We start from the raw sequence: 25,689 nt of genomic DNA, 5'->3' as shown, positions 1-25,689 counted from the left end.
CGGTGGTCCGCCACCCCAATTGGATTGATGCATCTCCGATATGAGCAAAGAAAAGAACCTGAACGCCGTTGGCGGTGACGATGGGCACCACTCGATCAAGATCGCTGTGATGCAACCTGGTGCGCCGATCAAAACCTTTGTGATGCCGGCGCGCGCATGGCCGGGCAAGCTCACCTCAGCAGGCCTGACCGAGAGCTCCACCGCCGAAGGCTTGGACAAGATCTACATGACCTCCGACAACCAGTACGTCACGATTACGGCTGACGACTTGCTCGGAAAATTTGCAGACACGAGGTCCAATGACTATCCGACGTCGGCCACCAACCGCGCGCTGGTGCATTACGCTCTGCGCCAAGCAGGTGTGACGGGCCCCACCAGTTTGGTATCTGGCCTGCCGGTCGATCGCTTCTATCTGGGCGAGATTCCGAACAAGGAACTGATCGACGCAAAACGCCAGAATCTGCTGAAGCCGATCACTTGTTTGGCGGACGTTCCTGTCCCGGTGATTGAAACGCACCAGGTCCTCTCCGAAGCCGTCGCGGCGTTCTTCGATCAGCGTTACGACGATCAAGGAAAGGTGAATCAAGACTTTCACGAACTGTCGAATTCGGCGCCCATCGCGGTCGTGGACGGCGGGGGCAAGACCCTCGACATCGCTGTGGTGCGTGAGGGCGGGACGGGGCTGTACAAGGACATGTCTGGCACCGCGGATGTGGGTGCGCTTACCCTCTATGACCGGCTGAACCAGGAACTGCGCAAGCAATTCAGCCTGGGCCAGGACATTGCGATCAAGTACCTGGAGCAAGCCGTGAAAACTGGGGAGTACCGTCTGTACGGTAAACCTCACGACGTGAGCAAGCTGGTCGAAGGCATGCTCGAAGAGTTCTCCGACCAGGTCCGTTTCGAGGTGTCCAAGCGTCTGAAGGACGCTTCGCAGTTCGGTTGCACCCTGTTCGTGGGTGGGGTGGCGGAATTGTTGGGTGCACGGTTCCGCGGCCGCGTCTTCCCGGGTTTGCCGGAGGAAGCCATTTTCGTCCCTGTGGATCCGGGCTTCGCCAACGCACGGGGTATGGCCAAAGCCGCGTTCCTGGCGGCCCAGCGCGCGAGAATGTAGGCATGGCCAAGCAGCAACCCAGCACGGACATGGTCCGCTTTCAGCTCAGCCAGTTCCCGGATTTGATGCCGCTGGCTGATCGTGTGGGGGCGGACGGGGAGGGGCGCGGTGGTCTGGTCCGGGAGATCCGTCGCTTGGTGCGCTTGGGCATGGCGGTGGAGGCTGCGGGCATCGGCGCGCGTGAAATTCAGGGCCTGGCAGATGGGGCGTTGCAGTTGGCGTTAGCGAACTCAGCGCCAGGCCTGCCTCCTGGGCAGCGTATCGCGCCCATGATCCACGAAACGCCGCCTTCGGCATACTCGCTCCGCACCGCCCATCCTGTCGCTGCAACGCAACATGCTGAGCTACCGCGGCAGGAGGCGCATCGCGAGGTCGCGCCCTCGATGCCCACGCCAGCCCCCCTTCATCCCCTCTCCGCCCCCAAGCCCATGCCCATCCGGAGGGAGGTGAACGAGGCAGAAGTCTTTGATCCGGTGCTGGATGCGTTCATTCAATGAAAAATCTTGGTGAAATTCGAGGGCTTTCACCGGTGAAAGTTCAAAGGGGGCGCGACAGCGCCCCCTTTTCTTGAGATCGCGGGCGCACAGCCGGCACTCAAATTGTGTGCCACATGTCACGGTCTGAGTTTTAGTATGAGCTATTATTACGACGCATACTATTAAAGGCTTGGATTCGCTAATGGCCAGACCCTACGGTTTATCGAGTTTTTTCCATCCCCAGCAGTTCGTTCGCATTGCGGCGGTCGTCGCTGTGTTGGCCACGACAGGCTGCGCTACGCAGAGTCAGAACCTCGGCAAGCCCGGGGAGACGGCTAAGACGGTGCGACTCCAGCTGGAAGGTGCATTGGGGCGCGTCCAGTCCCAGCCGACTTGGAGCGATGCCGCGGATGCCGCAGCCCCGAGGCCCAACTTTGCAGGCGACTCGATCTCGGTGGCTTGGCAGGGGGACGCCGCGGTTTTTCTTAACGAAGTCGCTCGCCAACGGTTTCTCAAGTTCACGGTGACCGGTCCTCAGCCGCGCATGCCGATCTACATCTACGTCAATGCAACGCAGACGGCTTACCTCGATCTGCTGCGCGACGTTGACAAGCAATTCGGTCAGCGCGCGAACGTCGTCCTCGGCGATGGGTACATGGAACTTCGGTACCGATAGGGCATAGGCATGCAAGCGAAACAGCAATATTGCTCGGCGGAAGGCTTCCGCAAGATTCTGCTGGGGGCGGCGATTGCCGCAGCGTTCGCGGGCGCGCCGTGCGGCGCCCTCGCGCAGCAGAGCGAGGCGCTCAATTCTTTGATGAACGCCTCCGCAAGCCGGGCGGCGCCGCGAATATCACCGGTTCGGGAGGCGATCTTGCGTCCGACCGCCCAAGCCCTTGGCACGCAGACCGGCATGATCGAGGCCGCGAACGAGATCCTGCAAGTTGTCAACGATATGGGCGGCACGATGGATCGGACCTTCCGATTCGGCGATCTAGTCATGGGTCAAGGTGTTCTGCCTCCCGTTGTCGTGGCATCCCACAACTCCGCCTCCCTCGGTGAAAGCGGCAAGATGATGCGTGTTGCGGGCAGTGTCTACAAGCTCGAAGAGCCTGCTCGCTTTTTCACCGGAGCGCCGTCGTGGCGCGATTGGCTGCTGATGGGGCTGTTGGCCCAGTCTGACGCCCCCGACCTGCCCGATAACCCACAACTGCTGCCTCAGGACGACAAAGAGCGCGCGTACTGGCAGGACATTGTTCAGAAGTCCTACCTCCAGGGGCGCGAGCAGGCTGTACGGATCTTCGAAGAGAACCTGGCCGGCCTGGAACGAACCTATCTGGGAATGCGCACGTTCTATGAACTGCACGGACGTGGACTCGTGTCGCTTCCGCGGCTGGCCACATCCCAGGATGTCGTCAACCAGACGGACCCGAACACGATCGTTGTCGGCGACACGGTGTTTCGTATCACAGTGCCGAGCGCGTTCAACACGGATACAGGTCGCTGGAAGCCGACTACCGGCACCGCACCTACGCCATCCATCCCCTCGCAGAGTACAAATCTGGCCAACCCCGCCTTCAAGCCGTACGTGCCGGCTTCTGGGCAAGGCGCCGCCCCCCCGATTGTTCCGAATGGCGTCGTTCAAACAGCACCGGTGACGAATGCCGCACCGCAAACGGCGCCTGCAGCTCCTGGCTGGAACGGGGCAATGCAACAGCCACAGGCCGCTCCCGTTGGAGAGGAGCAGGTGATCCGAATTCGCATTGGGCAAGATGGCGGGGCGACTGATGCCTCCGCATATGCTCCCAGGCCGGTGCCCGCGGTGAACCCCTACCGCACGGCCGCCTCGATGCTCAGCAGTGCGGCCTTCAACGCAGACCTCCCAGCAATGCTTCCCGTCCGACATGCGCCTCAGATGGTGGTGCAGTCCGGCTTGCAGCCTTACGAGTTGCTGCCGTACGGGGAGCAGGCCGCCGAGCAACAACTGCCGCGCGCGATGTCGGCACCGCCTACTCAGCACACGGGCGCCAATCCCTCAGCGGAGGAAGCAGCGCGGCTGCGCGCCGAGATCTACGCAAAGGCGTTTGCAGACGAATTCCAGCGCGCCTATGCCGCCGCCGCAAGCGGCGTGCAGCAGCGCGTGGGGGCTACCTCATCCGCGCGCACAACGGAGATGAGGACACCGGCGCCAGCGGCCAGGACGGCCGTTGCCAAAGTGGCAGCACCCAACAGGGCGGCGGCAGCGTTGGATTCCTACGCAGTCCAACCGGGCGATACAGCCTATTCGCTCGCAGCGCGCTTCGGGGTGAGCTGGCAGGCTCTCCTGCAAAAGAATGGCCTGCAGGGGCCTGCTGATGTCGTTCCTGGCATGACCCTCCGTATCCGCGCGAGCAGGAGCTGACATGGCACTCTTTGACGGCGCGCGGCAGTTGGAGAAGCTTGATCTGCCGCCCAGTTTCACAAGGCAGGAGCTCGAGCTCGTCCTCCAGAAGACGCACGCGATGGGCATTTCGGACCTGACTCTTCAGTCGAAGGATTTCTTGTTCGGTCACGATCAAGGAAAGTGGGTTTGCTTGAACGATCGGCGGCTGGAACACAGGGAATTGGAGCAGTGCTTAGCTCACCTGTACAACTCCTCGACGGGAAGTGCGCGCCTGCTGGACCGAGACTTTCTCGATTTCGCCGCGGTACTGCAGGAAACGCCAAACGCGGAAACTTGGATTCGCTTCCGGGGGAATGCGACCGCTGGCTACATCAACGGAGCCTCCAAAGGGTTCTCCATCACCCTTCGCCGCATTCCGGGAACGCCCCCGAAATTCGAAGACCTCCGGCTCCCGGATGAACTGCGGCAGAATTTCCTTGTGTCGGAAGGCCTGGTCGCCGTCATCGGCACCACCGGCTCCGGCAAGACCACACTTCTCGCAGCTGCCAATCGGGCTCGCCTTGAGGGCGACGATCCGGTTCGGATTCTCATTTATGAGGACACGCAGGAGTACATCTACGACGGCCTGGCCGGCGGCCGCATGCCTGAGCCGGTGCAGGTCATCATCGGTGAACATCTGAAATCGTATGACCAGGCGGGCCCTAACGCTATGCGCCGTAAAGGTGACGTGATCGTCGTGGGCGAAACGCGTGACCGAGCGTCGATGACGTCCTGCTTTGAAATGGCCTCCACTGGCCATGCGACTTACCACACGGCCCATTGCAAGAACCCGGACAACTACTTCACGCGGGTCGTGAACATGTTCCCTGAAGATGTCCAGCCGGACCGCGCTTCCCAGTTGATAGAAGTGCTGCGCCTGGTCGTTGGGCAAAAACTCTATCGAGGGAGGGACGGGCGCAAACACTCCCTCCAATCGTGGGTGCTCATGGACCGAGAGTGCCAGGAGAAGCTCGAAGCTGTCGACTTCAAGGACCGCGCCCGTGAGATCCGAGGAATCGTCGAAGCCCGCGGCGCGGCCTATCGGCTCCAGGCTCTGCCAGAGGTGCGAGAAGGCTTAATGACGTTCCGTACCTATCTGGCCATCACGGGCATGACGTCTTCCGAGGCGCTGGAATTTCTGCGTCTTCACGGTATTGACGGTCAGTCGCTACCCGAGAACGAGTACCAGGTAAAGGCCGTGGCATGAAGCGCGCGCTTTGGACGAAGTCTGCCCTCAATGTGGGGCTGCCCTACACCGATGTTCCGGCGTACATCTTGGCACCGCTCGTTCCTGCGGCAGCAACACCTGACGCCATTCCTTCTTATGTGGCCTGGCCCGTGGCCCTCGCGATCAGTGGTTGGTTCCTGTACTTGAACCGGAGTAAGCGGCGGACGCCGGGGTGGGCATTGCGACGCTTTAGGTCTTGGCTTCGTGGTGGCATCTATCACGCACGTCCCATGTGGCACGTGCGCCGCATGTCCAGGCCCACGCCTCCTCAACTCGCATTGCAAGCTGCAGTTATCAAGCTCGACGATGAGATGGCCGCCTTCGGGTTTCCGTCGTCACCCAAGAACGCACAAGAGCGCCCGGCTGGCGCACGCGCCAAGACGCCCGCAACGGGCAAGAAACGTACTGACCAATCCACGAGGAAGAACAGCCAATGAAGCCCATCGCGATGCCGATCCACACCCTTCGTGCGCTCTTGGGTGGCGTGCTCGCAACTGCGTTGTGCGCACCCGCCCTGGCGTTTATCGACGAACGGACTCCGCCCCCGCCGGCGCCTGTCCCGTTCCAGCCGGGTGCCTCGCCCGTGCCGATCGGGGGCGCACCCTTGACTCTCACGACAGCACCTGCATCCATGCAGCCGTCGCAAGGTTCAGCGGCACCGAATGGGGTGCTGAGCGGCTCGTTTTCCGAGATGGCCTGGTTGGCGCCTGTGCCAGCCTCAGCCGCGGCGGGGCAAATGCCGCTGTCCATCGCCATCATGCAGGCCGTTCCGCCAGTCATTGGCACGGTGCAGCTGGATGGCGATTCGGCGGCGTTCTCTCGCATGGTCGTCTTGCCGTCCGGAACTTCCTACCAGGCCGCTCTGGCCTCTGCCGCGCAACAGGCTGGCGTTCGCATTGAGCGGTATCTGAAAACCTTCCGCGTCGTTGACCTGGCCGGCGGGCCGGCCGCCCCCGCGGGTGGGCCGGGCGCTGGTCTGGCGCTTTCCACCGCAGGCCAAGTGACCGCGGCAGAAGCGGCCCCGATCGCGGAGCCACCGCGCCCCCCGTTCACCGTATCGGTGAGCGATGTGAATTTGCGCCGCACGCTAGTGCGCTGGGCAAAGGCCGCAGGCTGGACCTTTGAACCTGAACACTGGCAGGTCAAAGTCGATATCCCGCTGACCGCTTCGGCCACGTTCAGTCCCGACTTCAAGCAGTCCGTCCAAGACCTGCTGTCATCCAGCGAGTTGGGCGACACGCCTGTGCATGGCTGCTTCTACACCAACAAGGTCCTCCGGGTCGTTCCTTACACCGAGTCTTGCGATCGCACTGGGGGCCGTTAAGGCCTGGCCCTACGAAACACGGAAACCGAGAACCATATGAAGATGAATGACAAACGCTTCGTCCTGCGCACGGTAGGCCTGGTGGTAGCGCTCGCGGCGCTAAGCGGATGCTCCGCCATCCAGAAATCCGACCAGGTGCTAGATGCGTCCAGGCGCGCCCGTGACGACGTGGCGTCCAAGATTGGGGATTACAAGTCCAGGATCACGGACCGTGACCGGCGTATGCAGGCCAACCAGGTGGACAAGCCCTGGATCGTCGGCAAATCTGTCCCGTTGGGACGGGAAGTAACTCTCCCGGCGGCGCTTCGACGTGACGTGAACACCGCGCTCATGTTCAAGGGCGGCCCGACCTCGCTGCAGACAATCGCGGAACGAATCCAGCTCGCCACCGGCATCAACACACGTGTCACTCCGGACGCACTAATGGCGCAGGAAGCTTTCGCCCCTCGGCTGGAGAGTGAGAAGTCGGAGAACTTGACGCCGCTGGTGGCGATGCCGAGCGTGGCCCAATTGCCCGACGGCGTACGGCCCCTCGCGGAAGCACTCGATGCTGTGGCGAACCGTCTAGCCGTTCACTGGAAGTACGACGACAAGACTGCGGCGATTGTGTTCTACCGCGTGGAAACGAAGGCATTTAACGTGCGCGCGTTGCTAACGACCGCTACGGTCAACGCGGGCATTGGGCTGGACGGAAAGTCGGGCGGCAGCGGTGGCGCGGATGGCAAGTCTGGCAGCGATTTCGACTCAACATCGAAGACAGAATTCAAGGGGGACGAAAAGGTCAATCCTATTGAAGCAGTTATGAGCAAGGTGAAGCCGTTCCTGAGCAAGGCGGGCAGTATTGTCGCGCAGCCGAGCGGCACGAACTCGATCGTGGTCACGGATACGGTCGAAGTTCTGCGCAACATTGACGAATTCCTCGAACGTGAGAATCGGATGCTGACGCGACGAGTGCGGCTGGTCTTTGAGGAAGTGGTGGTGTCGATGAACGACCAGCATGATGGTCGAATCGATTGGAAGTTGGTCTACGCGACCGCTAGCGCGGCAGCCGCCGGCGCAGCTCCGACTGGTGCCGTGGGCGCTGCGGCTGGCACGGTTGCGTCTGGAACGGTCGGTAGCGGACCGTTCAAGGGGTCGGACGCAATCATCCAAGCGCTTGACGAGATCGGCGCAACCACACGCTCGACGGCAATCCCGCTGTCGGCGCTAAATCGCCGTCCGATCACCTATGCGGATCGAAAGACCTTTTCGTATATCAACGAGGTTCAGACGACAGGCCTGAGTTCGTCGGATTCGAGCAGCGGCTCGTTCAGCACGGTGCCAAACGTGTCCGTCCGTCAGAAAGATGTCACCGTTGGCCAGTTTCTGACCATCGTGCCCGATGCACAGGACGACGGGCAGATCCTGCTCACGATCTCCTACGACAGCACGATCAATGACCCGCTGCAAACGATCAAGTTCGGCGACGCGAAGAACGGAATCGAAATTCAGCAGCTGACCGTGCGCGGCAACGGCATGGTGCAGCAGGTGGCGTTGCAGTCTGGCCAGCCTCTGGTGATTGCAGGCTTCCAGAAGGACCAGGACCAGACGTCGCGCCAACGGTTCGATGAGAAGGCGCCGATTCTCTTCGGCGGCTCCAACACGACAAACAATCAGAAGCTCTACAACCTGATCATCGTCACCGCCCAGGTGGAAGAAGGACTCTGATTATGGCGATCTGGCGCCGCGGAGAAGCCGCGAAATCCCGTGGACCGTTCTCGCCCGTGCTGGTGAAGGATGAGAACCGCATGCTTGTGTTCGGTGCGGACTGGAGCCCTTTGATTGGGGGGCGGGCCGAGTCCGCAGCACGGAGGAACGCCGCTCAGTTCAAGGCGACGCACTACGCACTCGTTACCAAGAGTGGTCATTCTGGCTTGGCTACGGTCAAGCTGGTGCGGGCAGAGATGAAGCAGGTTGGGAAGAATGCGATCTTCCCAGCAGCTGCCGCGTTTGCGATCTTCCGCCCGGCGGGCACCGCTGTGGGATTCTTTGAGCTGGGCGATGGAAAAATCTGGATAGTTCTGTGCCAAAACGGGATGATCCGACGGAATGGCGACCTGGTCTACGCCGACCAGGATATGGCCTACCAGCGGCTTCATCAGCTCCAGAAAGAAGCAGAAGCCCTCGAGCCGATGGGGCCAAACTGGTCTTTCTTCAGCAATCTCGACATTCCGCATACGGAGCACATCTCGCTCGAAGAGCTGCTCGATGTGGAGCTTAAGCCGTTCGAGACCCGTCGATTCAGCCTCGATCAGCTTCCCAAGCCAGTTAAGGTCAGTTTTTTGCTGATGCTGGTCTTCTTCGGGGCGAACGCGGCCTGGGATTACTTTGACTCGCTCGCACGCAGCCGCCGTCTCGCGGAGCTTCGCGCCAACATGCAGGATCCGGAGAGCGCGTGGCGCGCCGCTGTCCAAGAGGAGGCTGCTCGAAAGCGGGTCGACAGCGTGACAAGCGTAGAGGCCCTCTATGAGCAACTGATCGCAGTACCACTAGAGGTAGCTGGCTGGAAACTGCACAGCGCGACGTGCTCCCCTACAGGCTCCATGTGGGAATGCCTCGCGACCTTCCAGCGTATGGGCTATGGCGCCACGAATGATCAATTCGAAGCTGCCTTGCCCACGGGGTGGCGCGCGGAGTTCGACCCGCTCGGCACAGCCACGGGTGCTTGGACATTTAAGAGCGTCGGCACCAAGGCGGGAGTGGTTCCAGAAAGCCTGCCGACGCGCGCAAAGATCCTTCGCTCACCGGTGAGCCAGCTGCAATCGATCCTGCCCGCCTTCACGTCAATTCGGCTACCGAGCACAAAGGCATGGGATGTGGCCATGCCGTTTGACGGCAATGGAAAGCCGATTTCGAAGCCGTCCAGTGTGATGGTTCCCGGTGCGATACCGCTCGTGCTCGAAGGCCCACTGCGGTCGCTTTCCGTCTGGGAGGTTGAGAGCACCCCGACCGCGATCCGAACGATAAAGATTGATCGCGTTGACGCCGACGTCTCTCTCAACTCCAGCCCACTAAAAATGACACTGAACGGAGATCTGTATGTTCAAAATGCGAAGTAATCGTGCGATGGACGGATTGAAGTACGCCATGGCCATTGCGATCGCGGCGGCGAGTTCGCCTGGATGGGCGCAGAACCAAGGCGCCGCTAATGCCGCTGCTGCCGCGGCGGCGGAGAAGTCCGCTCTGCAACACGTCAAAGGACAGGTCGGCCATCTCCTACAACTGGACGCAGACATCGCGGCTGACAAGATGCGCCGGGAAGCAGGCCTCCCCACGCAAGCTGAGGCCCAGCGTCAAGCCACCGATCGCCAGCAAGCCGAGCACTCTATCCAGCAGCGGGCACGCACACCTCCCCCTCCGCCAGCGGCACCCCAAGTGGAAGCTATTTACGGCGTCGGAGGTCAGTTAACGGCCGTTGTGTCGTATGGCGGGCAGCAGTACGAGTTTCGAAGTGGCCGGACGTACGCAGTTGGCCATTCGAGTGGGCCTCGACTGAAGTTGATCAGTGGAAGCTGCGTAACCGTTGGCGTGTCCGAAGGCAACAAGACGGCTTGCTACCGGCATGAAACGAATCTCGGGCCTGGTGAAACTCCTGTGTTCAACGCGCGCAACGGTGCTGCCGCACCTCGCCAGGACAGCACTTCGGCAATTTCGGGATCGCTCGGAATAGTTCCCCCGCCCCCTCCGTTCCTCTCCAAATAGCCCCGCTCAAGGAAGCAGTAATCCATGGGTTTTCTTAGCATTTTCTCTTCCAGACCGGCGACTGCGAAACGGCGGACCCCCAGTCCAAAGAAGCGAGTGCCTCCGGCTGAGCCTCGCTTGAAAGGGACGGCGCCCGCCAGCCGAGCGGCCCCCGAGGCTGCGCTCAAGAAAGTGGCCGCCTCCAGGCCCGCGCGCATTGAGCAGCGCTCAGGGGAGCCGAGGCTGTCCAATACTGAACGCGTGGCCGGTGCAGAAGGCGCTGGCAGGCACAGTGAGCTTTCTGGGCCGACCGTTATCGCGTCGGACAACGATCTCGCGCAGAAGATTCGGTTCGAGCGGGCGCTCAACAAGGACCTGGATCTCTTGCCCGCAATCGCGTCGAAGGTATGCCCGGTCTTGTTGGACAACAACACTGTGATCCTTCTTTGCCTCCCCGAGTACATGGACTCCGACGAGGCCGACGAGGTTCAGAAGCTTGTCCTACAGAAGCAGCAGCGGCCAATGGCGGACCCGGCGCGAGCAGTCGTTACAGTTCCGGCCCTTCTGAATGCCATTATTCGAGAGCACATAAACAAGGAAACGCTCGGCAGTCGGCGGAAGATCCTCATCAGCCCGGAACGAACCGCCATGATGGGTCTGTTGGAGGATATGCTCGAATGGGGGGCCAAGCACAATGCCGCTGACATTCACGTCAACGTGTTCGACACGCGCCCTTTCTCGGAGGTCAAGTTCTCCGTGGGTGGGAAATATGTCTCTGTAGGGCAGTTTGCCAACATGCCGACGCAACAGCTTCAGGAACTGTTGCGCGTCGCATTCATGGAGGTAAAGGGTGCCGCTCAGGCGACATTCCAGCCCTTGATGGAACAGCAGGGGAGAAGCAATCACGTCCTGAAAAACGGAAATCGAGTGATGCTGCGTTGGGCTACCTTAGCAGCCGACGCTGGCGTTTCCGTGACCATGCGAATTCTGCACCTCGACGTTGAAGAAAAAGGGAAGACATTCGAGGAGCTTGGATACTTGCCTGGGCAAGTGCAGATGATGCGGCGCGCCCGAATGACGAATGGCGGGGCGGTGGTGCTTGCTGGGATCGTGGGTTCCGGGAAGTCTACGACTTTGGCCACCAAAATTCGAGGAATCCCGGCCTTTCGAAAGATCATCACACTCGAGGATCCGGTGGAGTACATCCTGCCGAGGGTCATTCATAACACGATTACTTGGGTCTCAGGCGTTGACGATCCGTTCATTGAGAAGCTGAAGGCGGTGAAGCGCAGTGCGATGCACGATCTGGTGATTGGAGAGATTCGTGATTTGGTGACTGGACGCGCATTTATGGATCTTGCTTCGTCTGGGACGAACCTGTACACGACCACACACACGGGCCGCGCAGTGCAGATCCCGGATCGATTGGCCTCGGACGTGATTGGTGTTTCACGTGATTTCCTGGCATCGAATGGCGTTCTCAAACTGCTCGTATATCAGGCATTGGTGCCGAAATTGTGCGAGTGTAAACACGACTTTGAGTATCTGATTCGCGAGGGCGGTGAGGACTCCGAAGCTCAATTCCGTGAGGGCGATTACTGGCGCAGCTATGCGGACCGCATTGATCGCCTCTACGGCATTGACGCGCTTACTAATGTCAAGGTGCGGAATCCTGACGGCTGCAAGGTTTGCCAGAAGCAGGGATTCCACGAGTTGTTCGGTTTGAATGACCGCACGGTGGTTGCAGAGATGATCGAGCCCGCCATCGATGATCACGCTTTGGAGCTGATTCGCCGCGCAGACAACGCCGGGCTTGAGCGGTACTACTTTGGTCGCACCGATCTCGACTACACCAGTCCCGATATGAATGGAAAGTCTGCGATGGATTGCGCCGTCTACAAGGCCTTCAAGGGCGAACTGGATCCGCGAGAGATTGAACCGCGTTTCAAGGCATTTGAGACCGTGGAGATCGCTCGAGAGATTGCAAGACGGAGGAAAGCATGATCGGCCCAATGCGTGATTGGTTCAGTCAGCTTGGCGATTTGTCGATCAAGCACTATCTAGCCGTGCGAGGCTTCCGCAAGCGGCGCGCAGACTTTTACGAGACGCTCTGCGACACCATGGAGGCGACCGCTGGGAAGAAGACGCTGATTAACATCTTGCAGGATGATTGTGAGCGATACGGCGGTATCTCCACCCAGCGAGGGTATCTCTCGAATTACATCGCGGATCGTCTAGTCACCGATGGGGTGGGTAAAGTCAGCGAGACGCTTCACGGCATTGTTCCTGATGAGGACGAACTCATTCTTGGGATATCTGAGCTCTCAGGGCCTGGTGCGCTGGAGCAAGGCCTTCGAGACCTAACGGACTACACCCGTCTGATGGACCGATCCAAATCAGGGTTCTTTTGGACAGTCCTTGCCGGTGGCTTATGTCTGATCGTTGGCATCGCAATGCTCTTCGTTATGGCATTTGTGACCTACCCGAGGCTGCAGGAAGTGTTCAGCATGCTCCCCGCAGATATGTGGACGGGAGCAGCTGCCAGCTTCCGGACAGCCGCCAATTTCTTAGCGGCGAATCTCCTCTTTATCCTGGGGTTTCTCGGGGTGCTCGCGTACTTGTTGCACTGGTCGCTCCGAAACCTCACGGGTCCAATCCGCGAGAGATTGGAAGATAGATTCATTTGGAGGGCATATCGCGATTTTCAGGCTATCCGCTTCATGATGACCCTTTCGGTCATTTTGAAGCCTCGCCAGGGAAACACGATCAACATGCGGGACGGCATTCTGATGCTGAGTGACCCACAAAATCCGTGGTTGAACTGGCACATAGCGAAGATGCTTGAGCGGATCGAAGAGGATCACGTTACAGGGGCGGAGACGTTTGACACGGGAATTCTCCCTCGGGATCTGTACTTCTATCTCTCGGATGTGTGCGTGTCGCATGGCATTGACGAAGGCCTTCAGAGGACCCGTCGACAGATTGAGGTGCGTGTTCTGAGCGACGTCGCGAAGCGCGCAGCAATCGTACGTTGGTCCATGTTTGCGATCGCCTTGGGTGGGCTGATTGGTATCGCGTTGTGGCACTTCGCGACGATTGAGATCCTGCGGCGCGCGCTCCAAATGTTCTACCTGACGTCCTGACGGGCGCAAAGAATTTCCCTCTTGTTCGTTTCAGACACAAGCCAATCAGGCTCATTCATTGGAAAGAGAAAACTATGACATCTCAACTGATCACGCACGGCACCGGGGCCTCTTCCTTCCCTTCGAGAAGGCGACGCCAGTTGGCCAAAGGCCTAAGCGCAATCGAGCTTTCTGTGGTTCTGGCAATCATCGTCATCCTGGCGATCTACACGATGCCGAAGATTGATTCGTATCTCATCGACGGAAAGGTCCCCAAGGTTGCGGAGGACCTGCGGCGGTTTATGGTGCGGAATCGGGTTAACGCCAGCGCCGCGGCCGACCCCAATACAGCATTTGCGAACGCGACGCAGCGATCCTTTGCCTTCGCGATCTCTAGTTCGACCACGATTTCGTCAAATACGACGACGTACGTCGTGCAGCACAACCTCGGGAGCGGCGGAGTGGTTGCTTATGCAGCGGTGGATGGTGGAAAGGGATACACCCTCACTCTCGACAAGGTTCACCAGATCGCGTGCGCAAATCTGGCGGGGATTCTCGCTCGCGACGCCAGCAAGATTTCCATTAATGGTCAAGAGCAGAAGAACACAGAAACACCCGTCAATTTCAGTGGGACCAATGCTGACGCCGCGTGTGTCGACGGAGAGAACAACACTGTCGTGTTCACCGCCGGCAACTACGAGGTCAACGCCGGCGCGCGCTAGGGGAAGGTTGGGAAAGGTGGGGTTGGAACGTTCGATGGCCTAAGGAGTTGCCATGAAGAAGTTTAGAGGTCCTTTGGTGCGGGCTAAGCGCCTGGCTGGCTTTGTGGCGGCGGAGCTGACGACCGTTCTTGCCATTCTGGCCATTCTTGCCGTCTACGGCGCCGGTAAAGTCAAAGCCGAACTCGATGACACAATCGCCGAGTTTACGGGTACCTATATGCTTAGCATAAAGGGGGGGCTCGATGCGTTCCTAAGCAGCACCTTTGATGACATTGCCCGGGCAAACTACGACGCTGTGCGTGCGGGGGCGGGTGCAGGGCCGGGAGGATCGGGGAGGCCTGGCTACCCATCCTTTCGCCTGGAGCGAACGCTGGGTGACGGTAGCCAGGAGTTTTCCTTGAGCCTCCTTGACTTGCGGCGCGCCAAGAATGTGCCTGGCGGGTTCCCGTCTACGGCGCCGCTGGGCAATGTGCCGATGATCAAGATTATTCGGTCAGGCGGTACAACTTGCCCGGGTACTCAATGTCGCATCGATGCAATGGCGTATACCTCCCGGCCGTTGAACTCGGGCGTCGCCCGTTTTGGCGATTCGGCAATGGTGGGCAAATATTTGATGTCTACTGCCGGGTACGGCATGGCGGCCCAGTTGGAGAATCCGGCGGAGTTGCGTGGGGCGACTGGAGCCTTTGCCAATCCCGTGGACCTGGGAACCGACGGGATCGTGGGTATCCATTCGCTGCTCGACACTACGATGTATGAGCAGTTTGTGCGCATCCGAGATACACGAGATCCGGACTTACAGGGGAACTTGTCGGTTGCGGGCACGACAAATCTGAACATCGTCAACGTGAGCGGCGATCTGGGCGTGGGCGATGACGGCACTGGTAAGCACTGCGTGGAGCTTCGGCCGGAAGGACGGGTGATCGTGAGCTGCGAAGGGTTGGTCCAGGCATCTAAGGGGGAATTTGCAGGCTCCAAGCAGACGGTGGTCGACGGCAGCCTGGGCGTCACCACTCGAGGCCTGGTCGACACCGATGAAGGCCTGCGGGTCCGGGGGACGTCTGTCACGGCCGTTGGTGAGGACGATGGTCTGGATATCAAGCTGGGGACGAATTCGGGAGTGGCCATTCGCCGCCAGGACGGCACAGACACCAGGGTAGAGAGCACACAGTTCGACGCGCAGAAGTTGCGTCTTCGCAATCCTTCTGCGACCGTGCGCGCCGGCCAGTCCTGCGCGGCAGAGCAGCTCGGCATGATGGCCCTCACCACGCAAGGTGGCGTGGCCTACTGCAACGACGCGGGAACCCAAGGAACTGTGTGGATGGAGTTTTTGCGGGTTGCGTCAGAGGGCGACGCCTGCGGTACCCAGACCATTCCCGGTTCGCTCGCTCAGGGCACTGCGGGGACGTTGGTGTGCCGAAACGGCTATTGGCGGAAGCTGTCGGACCAGTACTCGGCGCTGACCCTCGTGGCTTCCCGTATCGTAGAGAACGGTGAAGTCGTGGCCCGGCCCTCGTGCGGAGACCGAGGGTCTGCGCTCATTTACCTTGTGCCGCGCTCGTTTGATTCAAACCGGCCTGCTTGGCAATGGGTGGTGGATAGCTCGGGTGGGAACTGGGTCGTGCGCGTCAATGCGCCGGACTGGGGGCAGACGACGGGGAATCCGAAACTCGCGCAAGCCATCGCGCTGATGTATTGCAGCTATGCATACTGAAGCTTGCCCATTGCACGTCACCACGTCGGCGCCAATGCCGCCGGGCAACGCCCGGGCAGATGATTTGAAGCGGTGGATGGCCGTACGTCTAGGGCTGCCATCAGGGGGCCCGCGCTGTGGTGATTCCACGATGCGGGAAGCGTTTTCCCTTTGGTGCGCCGTCGTGGATTCGCTGGTGTGGCAGCGGGAGAGGCAGGGCGCGCGTCTTGACCTTGGCTCCTTCGTGCTCGCGCTGCAATTGCCGGCGCTTCAGCGGCGCGCTGAGGACGGGGACCAGGCGCTTGCAGACTATCTGGTGGGCGCCGCCGGCGGGGGCGATGGCCAGGCTGCCCTCTATCGTGCCCGGCACCCGTATATCGCAAGCTTTGTTGTGGGTGAGCTGGTGAAGGAGGCAGAGCACCTCTGCGAGAACGCGGCTGCGCCTATTCTGTTGCGCACGCAGGGACGTCGGGTTCAGGGCCGCCGGCGTGCGATCTGCGCGGTGGCGCTTTTGGCGGCTATAGGGGGAGGGCTAGTAACCCTCGCGACGCTGGGTCCCTCCACCATCATTGCCGACCTACTGGCGATGATGCCTGCCTTTTAGCGCAGTCGTTGCTTGGGAAGTGCGTAGGGAACAAGGCGAGAGGCCCATTCGTACTTTGGGGGGCGCTTGGCCGCTGCTGCGGCAGCAGCAAGGTCGAGCGCGGCAAGCAGCTTGCCAGCCGCCCCCTTTGCAGTCGCGATGCTGCAATCCGCCGCGTGGGCGGCCTGTTCAGGTGAAAGCCCGTCGACGGCCATAGCGCGGGTGGCGACGACTTCCTGCGGACGCAACCGTGCAATATGGCAGAGCGCGTCAAATTGCGAGTTTTCGGCGAGAGGCATGGGTGCCGCGCCCCCGCGACCCGGAAGGGCCGCGTGAGCAATGGAAAGGGCGCCGCGCAGTCGGCTGATGGCGTTGCTGATCGTGGCCTTTCCGACGCCCAGCTCCACTGCGACGTCCAGCCGTTGCGCCCCAACGAGAACAATCCGCCTCATCGCGTCGCGCAGGGCTGGCGAATCCAACCTGGCGACATCTGCCAGCGCGGCAAACTGGTCTGTGGTCAGGGTTTCTGAGAATTCAGTCGTCATGTCAAGTGCGTGGATGTTTGTCGCAGGCGCCATTCTAGTTGAGCCCACCGGCGCGCCGACCGTCCAGAGCTTCCACCGCCTCGATCGCATGGCGTGCGATCTGGAGAAGGCGTCCCCGAGTCTCAGCGTCGTCAACTTCCTTCACGGTCAAAGGACGTGCCTGCCGGGATATGAGCTCAAGGTAGTAGCGGCTACCTTGACGGTCGTTCGAGCCGGGGGCGCCCCATTTGGCACGATCCTCCGCGCAGCCGTTCGCGAGCTCGATGAGGATGGCGAGCGTGCTCGGTGTCAACTCTGGAGTGGCCGCAGTGGCCGGTTGGTTGTGGGCCAGGTCGCTAAATTGATCGCTCATGGTGCCTCCTGTGAGATTGGCGTGTGCAGCTGGGTGAGATGCGGTTGTTGCGGGTCCAGAGTCAGGCTGAAGCCACCCTGGCATGGGAGAAATCCGGAAATGAGAGCTGAGTCGGCACCAGCGCGGCGTGCGCACGGACGCCGGTGACATCTTCAAGGCTCCGCCGGCCATGCTTCTTGGTCGGCATAAGCATTACTTGGCCAGTTCGCCGTTCGAGGTCGACGTATTTTCGATATAGATGTGGGTCGTTGAGCAACTCGGGGTGCTCAGTCGCAAGACGCGCAGCGGTCCGGAGATCTTCTTCGCTGGCCATGATGCAGAAGACGCAACTGAAGCGCCGCATGCCCAGCTTATAGACGGGGTGCGGCTCCTGACCTGCAGCGGCGATCGTGGCGAAGACCTCTTGCTCCGTCATGTCATGAATTGGCAGCCAGTCGTACCATTCGCGCCCAGCCTTGCTGTTTCGCTCGCTAAACTTGAACGCGGGCAGCTTCTTTCGACTGCTCGATTCCTGTGCGCGCATTCCCATGCAGTTGACGACTAGTCCCCAGGCCTGGACACCTTTGCTCTTGCGCTCCCGGGTGATGGCGCGGATCGTGCGCTCAATTGGCCCGCGCTTCAGATCGCTGGTGCATTGACGCTGCTGGGGCGACGGGAATTTGCCACGGGCCTCGACCATCTGCAACAAACCTCGGGCGGCCTGGCAGGTCACCAGCCGCTCGCCATCGGTGGTGGCCAAGATATGTCCCACGGCGCCCGCCCATTCGACGGCGCCCAGGTCGGCGTGGACGATGAGCAGCTGGTCCGCAGGGACGATTGCCCGCAAGACCAGGTAGAGGGCCTGCGAGTCTTTGCCGCCAGAGTGGTTGACCACGACCAGGCCGCCGCGCGCGATCAGCGCATGGATCTCAGTGGGGATAGGCGTCATGGCGCTCACGCTCCGTAGGCCTTGGGCGCGCGGCGCGGCCAGCGGGTTGGGCGCCAGCGCGACCCCTTGCTGTGGTTATAGGGGTAGAGCCCAACTAGCATGAAGCCAGCTCCGTGGTCGAGTTCGAGATCGATTGGACTGAGGATCAGCGCGTTGCTAATCCGCCGGTGGCGCATTTTCATTAGACGTCCAGGGATTCGAGGAGGTTCAGTTGCCCGGTGGCAGAGGCTGCGACAAGTCGGCCGGCGGGCGGCGCGGTCTCCTGCGCCGGCGCCGCGCGCGGTGCTTCGGCCTGCAACGACGCGTGTCGCTGCTCCCGGGCAGACAGGCGGCCTCCCCAGCCGAAAAGGCAGTGAGCTGGCGTACGCCATGCGCTTTCCGTGTTCCAACCCTTGTACGGATCGGGACTCAACGAGTTGCCGTGAAGGATGATCGCGGGTACGTTCAGGAGCGAAAGCTGGATGTAGGACATCTGTACTGCGGTGATGTCGATGTCCACGCCCGTGACGTGCATCGTCATGTGGGTCGAGAGGCCTTGTTCGCGCTGAAGCTCTGCCGCCGCGATGACCATTGCGCCTCCGCCAATGCACGGGTCCATCAACGTGACGAAGCCGCCAAGTTCCTCGACCCGCGCAGCCATGTTCTCCCCGAAGTTGATCTGCGCCATCAGGCGGCTGACCTCGTAGGGCGTAAAAAACTGGCCGCTATTGCGGTTGCCCAAATCTAGGCCCATGTACAGGCTGCCGAGGAAGTCTTGATATCGGTCCTCGAGCGCGCCGACCACATGCGCGAGGCATTCCGCAAACTTGGACATTTCGTCGGCGGAGTAGCGCTTACTGATCTGCGCATATGCAAGTTCTCGGGCTTGGCGGTGGACAGGCTCGACGGCCGAACTGATCGCGCAGGCTGCGCTGGCGATGAAGTCCTCCCAGACACGGCCAAGTCGATGGCGAGGGCGAAATGATTCGAGCAGGTGGGTGACCGCGCGATGGTGGTCCGTGTGGCGGGGATGAGGTGTCTTTGCCATTGTTCTTCCGAAGTTCTTCCGAGGGGTTAGAACCAGAATACACATGGACAAATGAATTCCAAAATTTCTGCGCTAGAAAAATTGGGGTTGACGGCGCGTGTGCGCTGGCGAACTGCTAGCGCACACGCCATGTAGATGATCAGAGGAAACTGAGCGCGTAGGCGCCGCCGTGCGATCGAGCCTCCCGCACCGCTGCATGAATGGAATGCAGCGACCCAGCATGGGTTACTGCGCCATCCCCATCGGACCGCGTGATCCGGTAAGCCAGGCGGTCGCATTCTGCGGGCTGCTTTGCAAGCAGGTGATGACGGTGCAAGCGAGCCAGTGCTTTGAGGGCGTTCCAGCAAATCTCTGGCGCGCCATCGGTTTCGGTGTCAAGGCCAAGTTCGACGGCGAGGATGTTTCGTAGATCTTGGAGAGCGTCCTTACGGAGGTCGCTCACCAGCAATGCTGCTTCTGCGCGGCCGCGAATCCATTTGTCGCGATCCTCCTCGCTGTCGAATTCGGCGCCGGTGTCCGCTTCGAGCATTTTCGTGGCGGCCGCCAGGCTGGCCTTCTCTGCGTCCGGGGCGATGACGTCGACATCAAAGCAGCCTTCATCCGCTTGTTCCCAGGGCAGCATGACGCGCCAGGGACGATTTTCGAGGGTGTTCATAGGTGTGGTCCTGAGTTAATGAAGGGCCTGCCGTTTCAGGCCCTCTGTGGCGGTATTGGGGCTATTCGTTGAGAGCACTCATTTCGTCACGATCTACGAGCCGGTAGAAGTAGATCCACTCATCGTGGGTGGTGATGTGTGTCCAACCTTCCTCTTCCGCGACGCAGATGACCTGGAAGGCCATGTGGTGCTCATCAGGGCCAACCTTCTCCACTCCACGACGCTGGCCAGCTTGCTCTTGGCTCACCAACACCGTCTCGCCGTCTCGATCTTCTTGGCGGCAACGCATCAGGATGGCGTTTTCCTGCTTGATGGCCTTCAACGTCGCCTGAACATCGCATGTCGTCGCTTCTTGGGGGCCTACCTTGTTTAGTTGGCGCTCCATGATTGGAAGAAGGACGCTCGCAATGAGGCGCGGTTGAGGCAGAGGCTGGACGAGAATGGTCATGGAATGAGGCCCATTAGACGTGCGGTTTCGCACAGGAAAGTGATGTAGACCAGGCTATAGAAGCAGGGCCTTGAGCCAAAACTTTCGCGGGCGCGCAGGCCGGTCAGGGCCAAAGAGTGAATATCGTGGGGGCGACAAATATCGACCACGTTTCTGCATGGGTTTCGCCGTCCCAAGAGGTGTCGTTCCACGCGCTTGAATCAAAGTCGAATTCTTCTTCGCTCGATTCCTCGTAGTAGAAGCCGAAGATGAACCCATCGGTTCCGAGGGTGGCGGCTATGCCTTCAGATAGGACAACAGCAGCGTTGGGGCCGGATGCCAGCAAGAGGTTCAACAGACGAGTCATATAGGACTCGTAGGAGTAGCGATCATCGTTCGACATGCTAGGCACCATCCTGCATTGATTCGCGGCGGGACGCCGCGCTTGGTGAGGGGACATAAATCAAATAGCGCGCTCGGTCTCTCCTATGGAGCGAAGGGCGATTGGGGGCGGTGCGTCCCGCCCCCGACGCGGCGCAAATCAGGTGTGTTCGTAGATGGGTAAGCCCTCGATCAATTCACCGTCGCCGTCGAACTCAATCCGATCAATCCGCTCGGCATCGGCGAATGCCAGAATGGGCTTCAACCAGTCAGGCATCTCAAGGCAATCTCGGATTTCGGCCTGGGGAGGCGGTACTTTCCAAAGCCAGCCATATTCGATTGCGTCACCTTTCGCGGCGAGATAGTTGCGCGCCTCGTCCTCATCAGGAACGTGAGCTGTGGAGATCACTACAGAGGTGTAGCGATGCGGCACGGAGCCGGCTCGTGCTCCGGAGCACTGCTCTACAGAATCGCTTTCGGCCAAGAGCAGCCGCAGTTGCGCGAGGACTGCCGCACGCTGGCTTGTCTGCCGGACGGCCGCCAGAATGCGTCGAACCCTCACATAGACCACCTCCGCTGCGGCAGAGATATCCGCCTGGCTAAGCAAGGTCTGCAAATCTCGCGCAGCGGCGAGTGAGCTGCTGGTGCCGAAGGCACCGGCAAAGTGCGACCCCCGATACTGCGCGAGGCCGCCGAAATTTCCCTCTGTGGGTCGATCAGCCCAGTACCCCTCTTGGACGGAGAGAGACCAAAGGTCATGACCGTCGTTGAGCGCTTCCGCGAGCTTGCCGAGCGTCTCGATGTTTACCTGGTCGTCTTGCATTTCCGCTCCAAGTGCCGCAATTACGGGGTGGTCCGGCAGCCCGAAATGAGCACACAGGCCACGCAATGCATCTTCTGCCGTTAGGTCATCGGAGGTGCGCGAAAGCCCATACGTGAGGTGAAGGCAACGCAGCGCTTCGCGGATCGGCTCGTTGTCGGAAATCCCGTCGCCATCTTCCAAATGAAACGTAAACATCTGGAACCCATCGGGGCAGGGCATGGCGTCAGTGGGCAGCGCCGCCTCGAATTTTTGGGCAATGCCTCCAAATAGCGTTTCGATGACGGGCGTGCAACGACGAACGACGAGGATGCAAGTGGCGAGGGAGTACGCGTTGGACATTTCTGGGTCTCAGTAGTAGCGGGGGGCGACACGCCCTTCCATCTGTTTCCCATGGTACACACGTACAGATGTACTCCAAAATTTCGGCCAGTGCCGTGCTGCACGGTGCGATTTTTTGCGCCCTCGCGACGAGTCGCGGCAGCACGCCGCATGAGCGCACGCCGCTCCAACTAGGTCTGTCCTAGCCGCGCAAGAGATGTGCGGCCAGCACCCATTGCTCCAGGAACTCGAGCCAGTACTCGTCGCTGCTGTTGAACGCTTCGCGTCCACCACCTTCCACCAGCTCACGCCACGCCGCAGTCTTGCCCGCATGGAAAAAGGGGCATCGCGCGTCCTGTGACTGTGCCTGACTCTCTCCCAAGACCGTTTGGTAGCCTCGCTCGAAGGCATCTCGGATCTGATGTTTTTGGGTCAGCAGGACAGGGTCGCCATCGGCGGCTGGCGGTTGGGGAATGGAGCAGTTTTGAGACAGCTCCCGATCGCTGACGGGGATCGCCATGCAGCCGGAGTCGTCCTCCGCGTCGTCGGTGTCTTGGAGGAGTGCTTCGGCGGTGCCGTTCGGGTATTGCTTGATGCCAAGCGGCGTCAGGGCGTCGTCATTCACGTACTGGATGCCGTCCAAGAACGCGGCTGCTTGGATGGACGAAGGGAAGGCGATGGCTTTCATGTGGATCTGAACCTGGAATGAATAGATGCCTATGCCACTAGTTTTCCGAGGGAATAGTGGGGCCATCTAGGGATGGCCAGGCATACCAGTTCAGAATATCCAACACATGCGGTTGTCCAAAATTTTCACGGCCGAGCATCAGTTTGACAGTTGGCGCGCAAAAAAAAGGCGAGGAGTACGCTCCTCGCCAAAGGTAAAGGAGGCGCGCCGGCAGGACGCCCCCCAAGATCCTGCTCTTATCAGTCGAACGCGTAACGCAGTCCAGCCGAGAATACGTTGTTGGTGACACCACCACGGCCCAGTTGCATGTCGTAGTTCACGAACCAAGACAGGTCTGCGCCAGCTTGCGAAGTGGCTCCCAAGCCGATCCAGCCGGTGTGGCGTTGCAGGCCAATGCCCTTGACCTTGAAGGCCGCGTCCGGAGCGCCCGAGAACGCTGCGGTGAAGTCCAGGTCAGTCGGATTGCCGTAGCGATATGCGCCATAGCCCGTGAAGGTGGTTTGGCCACCGGCCCACGAGACAACGGACGATTGCAGGCGCAGACCGAGCAGACCAGCCGTTTGATCGTAGGACTTCTTGTCAGCCTTGAGGCCGAAGGCGTTGTCGCTTTCGTCGATGGCACCGCGCTTCAGGTTGTCGTAAGACAGGCCAACGAACGGCGTGATGCGCGCACCGTTCAAGCTGAACGCATGGCCGAGTTCCGCGTACAGGGATGCAAGGCGGTCGGTGCGGCCGCTGTTCACGTGGTCGGCACCGTCAACCAGGATGTCGCGCTTAACGTCGGACTTCAGCCATTCGTAACCCGCGCGGCCAGCCAGATAGGTGCCCACGTCGGCGCCGTAGCGACCGTATACAGACAGGCCAGTGCCTTGAGTTTTCGACTTGCCGCCGTAGTTGTCAAAGTCCGCCTTGGCTTCGGACCAGGTCAGCGCAGCGCCGAGAATTCCCTTTTCCGAGACGCGGTGGTCGAAGCCCACCTGGCCGCCGAAGAGGCTGGTGTCGGCGCTGGCGAAGCCCGACTGTTCCAGCTTGCCCGTACCGCCGACCATGCTCACCCATCCGCCGGTTTGGGCGCCGGGAATGGAGAGGTTGTCAACGCGATTGGTCAGCACACGGTTCACGGCTTGGGATTGCTGGAAGGTCAGTGCTTGCGAAGAGGCGTAGAGCTGGCCGCTGACACTGTCGAGCGTCGTGGCCAGCGATTGTGCGCTCTCAACGGCTTGAAGCTTGGCAGCGACAACAACGAATTCATCGCTCACGCTGGATCGCGCGCCCTGCACCTTTGCGTCGGTGGCCTGGAATGCGGCTTCCACGGCCTCGGCCGCTGCAAGCCGGCTAGTTTGGCCGGCATACAGGCCCTGGGAAACACTGACAACGTTTGCGCGTGCAACGTCCAGATCGACTTGTGTGGGCGTGTAGTTGGCAGTCACGGAATAGAGCAGCCCCGCGCCGCCTGTCACCGAACCGAACGTACCGGAAACTTGACCCGCCTTTACGGCTGTTTCCTTGCTTTTCACGACGTATTGATCGTCGGGCTTTTCCACGACCAATTTGGAGTCATTGAGGTCGGCTTGTCCGTCCACGATGACCGTCGTGCCCAACTGGGTCGTCAAGGTGGCTTGCGGCGTCCAAGCGTTGTAGTTGCCTTTGATGTGAAGACCAACGCCACGGGCTTGCACCACGCCGCTGTTGTTAACCGAAGCACCGGCCACGCCACCATCGGAGACGAGTTGGCCTTCCACGAAGACATTAACGTCACTGCTGACGCTACCGTACAACTCCACGGTGCCCTTGGTGATCGTGGTGCCGCCCGAGTAGGTATTTTGGCCCCAGAGAACCAGAGAGCCGGTGCCGCTCTTGGTCAAGCCGGCGTTTCCGGAGATGTCGTTGTAGAACTGCGAGCGATAGGTGTTGAAGTCTGCGATGAAATCACCACCCAGCGTCAGGCTCGTGTCGAATTTAGCGGGGCCGCGCACAGCGCGATCTGCGTTCAGTCGACCCCAGCCGAACTTGGCTCGGTCGCCCATGTCGTCGGCCGTGGACAGGATGGTCTGCCGCAAAGCACTGTTGTCCATCCAGGGATAAGCTTCGGAAACGAGCGCTGCTGCAGCAGTGACGACCGGCGCAGCGAACGAAGTGCCGGTGAGGCCGGCTGGCGCTTCGGCGCTGACGCACCAGTTCGCCGCCACGCCGCACTGGTTCGACCAGGGGGCGAGGGTTCCGTCCGCTTGCAACTGGGTAACAGTGAGCCAGCCGCGCTCTAGGGCCGGAGCAATGGAGGGCAGACCAGCCCCCACATACGGGTTTGCCTGCCCTTCGTTACCGTTGGCCCAGATCAGCAGTTGACCATCGCGCAGAACAGCGTCGTTGAACACCCACAGGAAGTTGTTCCGGAAGTTCGACCCGGGCAGAGCCTCTGCGCCGCCAGGCAACGCATATTGGGGGCTGGTGGGGAACGACCAGGAGTTGTTGACGATCTTGACGCCGCGGTTGGCCAGCGTCGCCAAGTTGGTGCTCAAGTCAGTGTTCGAGAACGCGGTCGGGTGATTCGCCTGATACAGGCTGAACCCAGCGGCCATCCCCTTCGGAAAACCATCCCCGATGTCTTTTCCGCCGATCACCCGGCTGACGATGGCGCCGTGGGTGCCCGCTTCTGCCGATGCCGGCGCGATCACTTCCTTGAGTGCGCTAGCGACCGCAGCGGGGTGATTGGCCATCGGATCGGCGTCGAAGCCAGTGTCCAACACACCGATCTTTACGCCAGTGCCGTCAAAGTTCGCGGCAGACGGCGGCGTCGGCGAAGGCTTGGTGGGCACCCAGCCCGTACCCGGATTGCCACCCGTGTCGCCGCCACCAGTGTTGCCGCCGGTATCGCCGCCGGTATTGCCGCCAGTGCCCGGAAGGTTCCCACCACCGCTGCCACCGCCGCCACCGCCGCCACCACCCCCGCCGCACGCGGACAGGATGGCAAGGGTCAGAATCGAAAGGGCCAGCTTAGAAGCGAGCTGACGCGATTTGGGCATTGTCATTGCAAGATCTCCGAAGAAACCGGCGCCTCATCGGGCGGGCACGGCATTGGTTTAATTGATGAATGAGATGTACGATTCATAATGACAGATCGCCACCCCATTCCAAAGAATT

At 60.6% G+C, this 25,689-nt stretch carries 23 protein-coding genes; 13 read left to right on the top strand and 10 right to left on the bottom strand.

Annotation, left to right across the window (positions count from 1 at the left end):
• Positions 1-40: 40 nt before the first annotated feature.
• The 13 genes from parM (at position 41) to RAS12_RS30380 (ending at position 16,425) form a co-directional block, all read left to right on the top strand.
• Positions 41-1,114 (top strand): ParM/StbA family protein, encoded by a 1,074-nt coding sequence (gene parM, locus RAS12_RS30440; RefSeq protein ID WP_306951900.1) that lies wholly within the window; start codon positions 41-43, stop codon positions 1,112-1,114.
• 2 nt (positions 1,115-1,116) lie between these two features.
• Complete coding sequence (locus RAS12_RS30435) at positions 1,117-1,611, top strand: hypothetical protein (RefSeq protein WP_306951898.1); 495 nt, start codon at positions 1,117-1,119, stop codon at positions 1,609-1,611.
• Between the two features lie 181 nt (positions 1,612-1,792).
• The gene (locus RAS12_RS30430) at positions 1,793-2,266 is read left to right on the top strand and encodes a DotD/TraH family lipoprotein (RefSeq protein ID WP_306951894.1); all 474 of its coding nucleotides are present in this window, start codon (positions 1,793-1,795) and stop codon (positions 2,264-2,266) included.
• Between the two features lie 9 nt (positions 2,267-2,275).
• The gene (locus RAS12_RS30425) at positions 2,276-3,991 is read left to right on the top strand and encodes a type IV secretory system conjugative DNA transfer family protein (RefSeq protein WP_306951892.1); all 1,716 of its coding nucleotides are present in this window, start codon (positions 2,276-2,278) and stop codon (positions 3,989-3,991) included.
• A 1-nt stretch (position 3,992) separates the two neighbouring features.
• Positions 3,993-5,219: an ATPase, T2SS/T4P/T4SS family gene (locus RAS12_RS30420; protein ID WP_306951890.1), complete on the top strand. Its 1,227-nt coding sequence runs from the start codon at positions 3,993-3,995 to the stop codon at positions 5,217-5,219.
• A gap of 454 nt (positions 5,220-5,673) precedes the next feature.
• Positions 5,674-6,564, top strand: coding sequence for a toxin co-regulated pilus biosynthesis Q family protein (locus tag RAS12_RS30415; protein WP_306951888.1), 891 nt, complete (start codon positions 5,674-5,676; stop codon positions 6,562-6,564).
• Between the two features lie 36 nt (positions 6,565-6,600).
• The gene (locus RAS12_RS30410; protein WP_306951885.1) at positions 6,601-8,271 is read left to right on the top strand and encodes a type II secretion system protein GspD; all 1,671 of its coding nucleotides are present in this window, start codon (positions 6,601-6,603) and stop codon (positions 8,269-8,271) included.
• Positions 8,272-8,273: 2 nt separating this feature from the next.
• On the top strand, positions 8,274-9,662 hold the full coding sequence (gene pilO2 / locus RAS12_RS30405) for a type 4b pilus protein PilO2 (RefSeq protein WP_306951883.1): 1,389 nt from the start codon (positions 8,274-8,276) through the stop codon (positions 9,660-9,662).
• A 760-nt stretch (positions 9,663-10,422) separates the two neighbouring features.
• Entirely contained in the window at positions 10,423-12,288 is a 1,866-nt protein-coding gene (locus tag RAS12_RS30400; RefSeq protein ID WP_306951881.1) for a GspE/PulE family protein, read from the top strand.
• A complete protein-coding gene (locus RAS12_RS30395) occupies positions 12,285-13,427 on the top strand; it encodes a type II secretion system F family protein (RefSeq protein WP_306951879.1) in 1,143 nt (380 codons plus the stop codon). Before RAS12_RS30400 ends, RAS12_RS30395 begins: the two co-directional genes overlap by 4 nt.
• Before the next feature lie 74 nt (positions 13,428-13,501).
• Positions 13,502-14,128 carry a type 4 pilus major pilin gene (locus tag RAS12_RS30390; RefSeq protein WP_306951877.1) on the top strand — a complete coding sequence of 209 codons (627 nt, stop codon included), beginning with the start codon at positions 13,502-13,504 and terminating at the stop codon, positions 14,126-14,128.
• A 52-nt stretch (positions 14,129-14,180) separates the two neighbouring features.
• Entirely contained in the window at positions 14,181-15,842 is a 1,662-nt protein-coding gene (locus RAS12_RS30385; protein ID WP_306951876.1) for a hypothetical protein, read from the top strand.
• Positions 15,843-16,005: 163 nt separating this feature from the next.
• Positions 16,006-16,425, top strand: a complete 420-nt coding sequence (locus RAS12_RS30380; RefSeq protein WP_306951874.1) for a hypothetical protein — start codon at positions 16,006-16,008, stop codon at positions 16,423-16,425.
• Here the strand turns inward: RAS12_RS30380 and RAS12_RS30375 are convergent.
• From RAS12_RS30375 to RAS12_RS30330, 10 genes are all read right to left on the bottom strand, one after another.
• A complete protein-coding gene (locus RAS12_RS30375; protein WP_306951873.1) occupies positions 16,422-16,949 on the bottom strand; it encodes a hypothetical protein in 528 nt (175 codons plus the stop codon). The two genes, RAS12_RS30380 and RAS12_RS30375, sit on opposite strands and share 4 nt — an antisense overlap.
• A 34-nt stretch (positions 16,950-16,983) precedes the next feature.
• Positions 16,984-17,301: a hypothetical protein gene (locus RAS12_RS30370; protein ID WP_306951870.1), complete on the bottom strand. Its 318-nt coding sequence runs from the start codon at positions 17,299-17,301 to the stop codon at positions 16,984-16,986.
• 61 nt (positions 17,302-17,362) lie between these two features.
• On the bottom strand, positions 17,363-18,229 hold the full coding sequence (locus RAS12_RS30365; RefSeq protein ID WP_306951868.1) for a phosphoadenosine phosphosulfate reductase domain-containing protein: 867 nt from the start codon (positions 18,227-18,229) through the stop codon (positions 17,363-17,365).
• Positions 18,230-18,410: 181 nt separating this feature from the next.
• On the bottom strand, positions 18,411-19,256 hold the full coding sequence (locus RAS12_RS30360; RefSeq protein ID WP_306951867.1) for an N-6 DNA methylase: 846 nt from the start codon (positions 19,254-19,256) through the stop codon (positions 18,411-18,413).
• A 139-nt stretch (positions 19,257-19,395) separates the two neighbouring features.
• A complete protein-coding gene (locus RAS12_RS30355) occupies positions 19,396-19,911 on the bottom strand; it encodes a hypothetical protein (RefSeq protein ID WP_306951866.1) in 516 nt (171 codons plus the stop codon).
• 61 nt (positions 19,912-19,972) lie between these two features.
• Positions 19,973-20,359 (bottom strand): hypothetical protein, encoded by a 387-nt coding sequence (locus RAS12_RS30350; RefSeq protein ID WP_306951865.1) that lies wholly within the window; start codon positions 20,357-20,359, stop codon positions 19,973-19,975.
• Positions 20,360-20,462: 103 nt separating this feature from the next.
• The gene (locus RAS12_RS30345; RefSeq protein ID WP_306951864.1) at positions 20,463-20,741 is read right to left on the bottom strand and encodes a hypothetical protein; all 279 of its coding nucleotides are present in this window, start codon (positions 20,739-20,741) and stop codon (positions 20,463-20,465) included.
• Positions 20,742-20,879: 138 nt separating this feature from the next.
• Entirely contained in the window at positions 20,880-21,881 is a 1,002-nt protein-coding gene (locus RAS12_RS30340) for a DUF5983 family protein (RefSeq protein WP_306951862.1), read from the bottom strand.
• 181 nt (positions 21,882-22,062) lie between these two features.
• Positions 22,063-22,548: a hypothetical protein gene (locus RAS12_RS30335; RefSeq protein WP_306951860.1), complete on the bottom strand. Its 486-nt coding sequence runs from the start codon at positions 22,546-22,548 to the stop codon at positions 22,063-22,065.
• 239 nt (positions 22,549-22,787) lie between these two features.
• Entirely contained in the window at positions 22,788-25,577 is a 2,790-nt protein-coding gene (locus RAS12_RS30330; protein WP_306951858.1) for an autotransporter family protein, read from the bottom strand.
• Positions 25,578-25,689: the final 112 nt, after the last annotated feature.

Source organism: Achromobacter seleniivolatilans (assembly GCF_030864005.1).
Classification (GTDB): Bacteria; Pseudomonadota; Gammaproteobacteria; order Burkholderiales; family Burkholderiaceae_B; genus Achromobacter; species Achromobacter seleniivolatilans.
This window is presented reverse-complemented; position numbering and strand designations above follow the sequence as displayed.

Coding starts and splice junctions, on each gene's coding strand:
- RAS12_RS30375 (WP_306951873.1), bottom strand. CDS start 16,949: ATGACGACTGAATTCTCAGAAACCCTGACCACAGACCAGTTTGCCGCG.
- RAS12_RS30430 (WP_306951894.1), top strand. CDS start 1,793: ATGGCCAGACCCTACGGTTTATCGAGTTTTTTCCATCCCCAGCAGTTC.
- RAS12_RS30360 (WP_306951867.1), bottom strand. CDS start 19,256: ATGGCAAAGACACCTCATCCCCGCCACACGGACCACCATCGCGCGGTC.
- RAS12_RS30330 (WP_306951858.1), bottom strand. CDS start 25,577: ATGACAATGCCCAAATCGCGTCAGCTCGCTTCTAAGCTGGCCCTTTCG.
- RAS12_RS30420 (WP_306951890.1), top strand. CDS start 3,993: ATGGCACTCTTTGACGGCGCGCGGCAGTTGGAGAAGCTTGATCTGCCG.
- parM (WP_306951900.1), top strand. CDS start 41: ATGAGCAAAGAAAAGAACCTGAACGCCGTTGGCGGTGACGATGGGCAC.
- RAS12_RS30390 (WP_306951877.1), top strand. CDS start 13,502: ATGACATCTCAACTGATCACGCACGGCACCGGGGCCTCTTCCTTCCCT.
- RAS12_RS30415 (WP_306951888.1), top strand. CDS start 5,674: ATGAAGCCCATCGCGATGCCGATCCACACCCTTCGTGCGCTCTTGGGT.
- RAS12_RS30335 (WP_306951860.1), bottom strand. CDS start 22,548: ATGAAAGCCATCGCCTTCCCTTCGTCCATCCAAGCAGCCGCGTTCTTG.
- pilO2 (WP_306951883.1), top strand. CDS start 8,274: ATGGCGATCTGGCGCCGCGGAGAAGCCGCGAAATCCCGTGGACCGTTC.
- RAS12_RS30370 (WP_306951870.1), bottom strand. CDS start 17,301: ATGAGCGATCAATTTAGCGACCTGGCCCACAACCAACCGGCCACTGCG.
- RAS12_RS30410 (WP_306951885.1), top strand. CDS start 6,601: ATGAAGATGAATGACAAACGCTTCGTCCTGCGCACGGTAGGCCTGGTG.
- RAS12_RS30355 (WP_306951866.1), bottom strand. CDS start 19,911: ATGAACACCCTCGAAAATCGTCCCTGGCGCGTCATGCTGCCCTGGGAA.
- RAS12_RS30385 (WP_306951876.1), top strand. CDS start 14,181: ATGAAGAAGTTTAGAGGTCCTTTGGTGCGGGCTAAGCGCCTGGCTGGC.
- RAS12_RS30425 (WP_306951892.1), top strand. CDS start 2,276: ATGCAAGCGAAACAGCAATATTGCTCGGCGGAAGGCTTCCGCAAGATT.
- RAS12_RS30435 (WP_306951898.1), top strand. CDS start 1,117: ATGGCCAAGCAGCAACCCAGCACGGACATGGTCCGCTTTCAGCTCAGC.
- RAS12_RS30365 (WP_306951868.1), bottom strand. CDS start 18,229: ATGACGCCTATCCCCACTGAGATCCATGCGCTGATCGCGCGCGGCGGC.
- RAS12_RS30395 (WP_306951879.1), top strand. CDS start 12,285: ATGATCGGCCCAATGCGTGATTGGTTCAGTCAGCTTGGCGATTTGTCG.
- RAS12_RS30345 (WP_306951864.1), bottom strand. CDS start 20,741: ATGTCGAACGATGATCGCTACTCCTACGAGTCCTATATGACTCGTCTG.
- RAS12_RS30340 (WP_306951862.1), bottom strand. CDS start 21,881: ATGTCCAACGCGTACTCCCTCGCCACTTGCATCCTCGTCGTTCGTCGT.
- RAS12_RS30350 (WP_306951865.1), bottom strand. CDS start 20,359: ATGACCATTCTCGTCCAGCCTCTGCCTCAACCGCGCCTCATTGCGAGC.